Annotated in this window: 5 protein-coding genes and 2 tRNA genes; 5 read left to right on the top strand and 2 right to left on the bottom strand. The window is 63.0% G+C overall.

Going from position 1 to position 3,718, the window contains the following annotated elements:
• Positions 1-224: 224 nt before the first annotated feature.
• On the bottom strand, positions 225-764 hold the full coding sequence (locus MRY75_RS16145; RefSeq protein WP_292309034.1) for a YaeQ family protein: 540 nt from the start codon (positions 762-764) through the stop codon (positions 225-227).
• A 183-nt stretch (positions 765-947) separates the two neighbouring features.
• On the opposite strand from MRY75_RS16145, the gene MRY75_RS16140 reads away from it, so the two are divergent.
• A tRNA-Gly gene (locus MRY75_RS16140) sits at positions 948-1,022 on the top strand.
• Positions 1,023-1,045: 23 nt separating this feature from the next.
• A tRNA-Gly gene (locus MRY75_RS16135) sits at positions 1,046-1,120 on the top strand.
• Between the two features lie 11 nt (positions 1,121-1,131).
• Here MRY75_RS16135 and MRY75_RS16130 read toward each other — a convergent pair.
• Entirely contained in the window at positions 1,132-1,596 is a 465-nt protein-coding gene (locus tag MRY75_RS16130) for a GNAT family N-acetyltransferase (RefSeq protein WP_292309033.1), read from the bottom strand.
• 120 nt (positions 1,597-1,716) lie between these two features.
• On the opposite strand from MRY75_RS16130, the gene hisB reads away from it, so the two are divergent.
• The 3 genes from hisB to MRY75_RS16115 all read left to right on the top strand — a co-directional run bounded on the left by hisB (position 1,717) and on the right by MRY75_RS16115 (position 3,610).
• Entirely contained in the window at positions 1,717-2,304 is a 588-nt protein-coding gene (hisB, locus tag MRY75_RS16125; RefSeq protein ID WP_292309032.1) for an imidazoleglycerol-phosphate dehydratase HisB, read from the top strand.
• A gap of 3 nt (positions 2,305-2,307) precedes the next feature.
• The gene (gene hisH / locus MRY75_RS16120) at positions 2,308-2,943 is read left to right on the top strand and encodes an imidazole glycerol phosphate synthase subunit HisH (RefSeq protein WP_292309031.1); all 636 of its coding nucleotides are present in this window, start codon (positions 2,308-2,310) and stop codon (positions 2,941-2,943) included.
• A 70-nt stretch (positions 2,944-3,013) separates the two neighbouring features.
• Entirely contained in the window at positions 3,014-3,610 is a 597-nt protein-coding gene (locus MRY75_RS16115; protein ID WP_292309030.1) for a LysE family translocator, read from the top strand.
• Positions 3,611-3,718: the final 108 nt, after the last annotated feature.

The following is a 3,718-nucleotide window of genomic DNA, read 5'->3' as shown; positions in this document are numbered from 1 at the left end:
CTAAAGCGCATACACTATCCAATCAACTTCGTGTGTCGCGAACATAGGCCTGTGTTGTTGTGAGATCTACAACCAAGCTTGATGTGCGATCTTGACATGTTCGATGCGTGAGACGAAGTGCACAAGTGCTGCACGCTGGCTATAGGCTATCCAAATGACTTCATAGTCCTCTTACTGCGCACAGCGTGATTCACACACCGTGCAGCGAATGTTGGCTCACCCCCCTACCCCTTCCAAACCTCCGGCGTCACGTAGACCATCCCCTCGTCCACGCTGACCATGACCTCGCCGTCCTGGATGTTGACCCGCATCTTCATGGCGCGGGAGGCCAGACCGGCGAGCGCCGTGGTCTCGGCCTCGGACAGGCCAAGCACCGTCAGGTTGTCGAACCGCGTGGTGCTGCCCTTGACCTTGTCCCACCAGACCTCGGCCGGGCGGCCACCATAGGCATAGACGATGACCTTGCCCGATTTGGCGCAGGACTGGCGCAGCACCTTCTCGGACGGCAGGCCAAGGGCGATCCAGACGTCCAACTCTCCGCTCAGGCTTTTCTGCCAGATGTCCGGCTCATCATCGGTGGAGAGCCCCTTGGTCATCTCCAGATGCTCGTCTGCATTCAGCGCAAAGGCCAGAAGGCGCACCATCAGGCGTTCGTCGGTCTCGGACGGGTGTTTGGCCACGGTGAGCTTGTGGGTCTCGTAATAGTGCCGGTCCATGTCCGACACGCCGAGTTCGACTTTGTAGATGGTGGCATTCTGCGCCATGACGGCCCCCGTGGCTGTGGATGGGCCTGCCTACTGCGTTCGCGCGGGCGGGGAAAGCAGATAGACCACGGGCCCCCGGATGCGTGCTGCGGCGAGTCGGCCCATCGCAGGCACAAAAGGCGGAATTTTCCTCTTGCACCCCGCCGCAACAAGCCCTAAATCCCCGCCTACCAGATTGGCAGCGCGGGCGTAGCTCAGGGGTAGAGCATAACCTTGCCAAGGTTAGGGTCGGGCGTTCGAATCGCCTCGCCCGCTCCAATCCGGTCTGAAACGATGGCAGCGCGGGCGTAGCTCAGGGGTAGAGCATAACCTTGCCAAGGTTAGGGTCGGGCGTTCGAATCGCCTCGCCCGCTCCATCGATCTTCCGTTACATCGGTATGGACATCGCCGCGCGGGCGAGCGTCTCGCCGTTGCGCGTGACCGTTTCGTGGTAGTCGATCACAAAGCCGTGCCGGGCAAAGGCGGGCTGCGCCATCAGGCTGGCATGGGTGCTAAGCCGAGCGAGGCTTTTCTTGCGGGCTTCGTCCGTGATCCGGGATAGTAACGCTGAAAACAGCCCCTGCCCGCGCGCCACCAGCAGGATATACGCAAGGTCGATATATCCCTCGGGCGTCATCGTCATGAAGCCCGTGATCGTATCTTTTTCCGCCAACACCACGTGTTGCGCTGCCAGCCTCGCTGACCAGTCAGGACCGCTGTTGGGCTGGGCCAGCCATGCGATGCGCTGTGCCTGCGAGTAGGGACCGGTCCCCTCATGGATGGCGCGGAACATCACGATCCCCAGCGCGTCGGCATCCGCGGCGGTGGCACTGCGCAGCAAGGGCTGTGTCATGGGCGGGATTCCTTTTGTGACATACAAGAGATGCACGGATGAAAGCGCATCTGCAACAAGGCCTTGGCGCATGCGACAGGCCCGCCTATAAGGCCGCGACACTTGCCAAGGAGAGGCGATATGCGCAGCGCCACCGTGACCCGCACCACAGCCGAAACCAAGATCACCGTAGAGGTGACCCTGGACGGCACCGGGAGCTATGACAACCAGACCGGGATCGGGTTCTTCGACCACATGCTGGACCAGCTGGCGCGCCATTCGCTGATCGACATGAAGGTCCGCTGCGAGGGCGATCTGCATATCGACGACCACCATTCGGTCGAGGATGTGGGCATCGCCCTGGGTCAGGCGCTGACGCAGGCCATGGGCGACAAGCGCGGGATCGTGCGCTATGGCGCGTGCCTGCTGCCGATGGACGACGCGCTGGTGCGTGCGGCACTGGACCTGTCGGCACGGCCTTTCCTCGTGTGGAACGTCGATCTGCCGACCGCCAAGATCGGGACCTTCGACACCGAACTGGTGCGCGAATTCTTCCAGGCGTTCAGCACCCATGGCGGCATCACCCTGCATGTGGACATGCTGCACGGTGTGAACAGCCACCACATCGCCGAAGCCGCGTTCAAGGCCGTCGCCCGCGCGCTGCGCGATGCGCTCGAGGTCGACCCGCGCAAGGCGGATGCGATCCCCTCCACCAAGGGGGCGCTGTAACCCGTGCTGACTGCGATCATCGACTACGAAAGCGGAAACCTGCACTCCGCCGAAAAGGCGTTTCAACGCATGGCCAAAGAGGTCGGTGCCGGCGATGTCGTCGTCACCGCTGACCCCGATGTCATCGCCGGGGCCGACCGTCTGGTCCTGCCCGGTGACGGCGCCTTTCCCGCCTGCGCGGCGGCGCTGCGCACCTCCGGCGCCTTCGCCGCGATGGTCGAGGCGGTAGAGGTCAAAGCGCGGCCTTTCCTTGGCATCTGCGTCGGCATGCAGCTCATGGCCCGTGAGGGTCTGGAATACACCCCGACTGACGGGCTTGCCTGGATCGACGGTGTGGTGGAGCGGATCAACCCTTCGGACGCTGGCATGAAAGTCCCCCATATGGGCTGGAACGATCTGGTGATCGACACAGCCCATCCGGTGCTGGACGGGGTCACAACCGGCGAACATGCGTATTTCGTGCATTCCTACCAGATGCGCGTCGACTCACCCAACCAGCGCGTGGCCCATGTTGAGTATGGTGGCGATGTCACGGCCATCGTGGCGCGGGACAATATGGTGGGTTTCCAGTTCCACCCAGAAAAAAGCGCCGCCACCGGCCTGCGGATGATCGCCAACTTCCTGCGTTGGGCCCCCTGATCCCGCAGGAACCGGGTCGCCTTGCGCGGGATCACGGCCAAGTGTGATGTCCTGACCACAGGACATCCCCATGACCGACACGCTTCTTGCCCTTTTGATCTTTCTCGTCCCACTGGCCTACAGCCCCGGCCCGGGCAACATGCTCTTTGCCGCCAATGGCGTGCGTTTCGGCTTTCGCGCGACACTGTCCGCCAGCATCGGCTATCATCTCGCCACATGGATCGTGACAATGGGGCTGGGCCTCGGCCTTCTCGGCGTGCTCGAGACATGGCCGATGCTGCTTCCCGTGCTCAAGTCCGCAGGCGCTGTCTATGTGCTGTGGCTGGCGCTCAAACACTGGCGCGCCGGACCATCGACATCCGCGCGCACCCCGCGCCCGGCGTCGTTCATCGACGGGGTGATGCTGCTGCTTCTCAACCCCAAGGCCTATGTCATCATTGCCCTGATGTTCTCGCAGTTCCTGTCCCCGACAGAGCCGCGTGTCCTGACGGCCGTTCTGCTGATCACAACCGTCTTCACGCTGAACAACCTTGTGGCTTTCTCGACCTGGACGCTGATCGGGGACAGGCTCGCCCGCGCTTTCCGAAACGACACCAGCGCGGTGAGGCTGAACCGGGGTTTCGCAGCCCTCTTGGTGGGGGTGGCGGCATGGATGCTCCTCGCGTGACGTGCGGCGCCCCTGTCAGCCGCCCAAGCCAGAGTCAGCACCCCCCTCTTCTTCGGTTTTCAAATACTTTGGGGGGTCTGGGGGGCAACGCCCCCCAGCGGGGCGCGG

This window comes from Marivita sp. (genome assembly GCF_022763305.1).
Lineage (GTDB): Bacteria > Pseudomonadota > Alphaproteobacteria > Rhodobacterales > Rhodobacteraceae > Marivita.
This window is presented reverse-complemented; position numbering and strand designations above follow the sequence as displayed.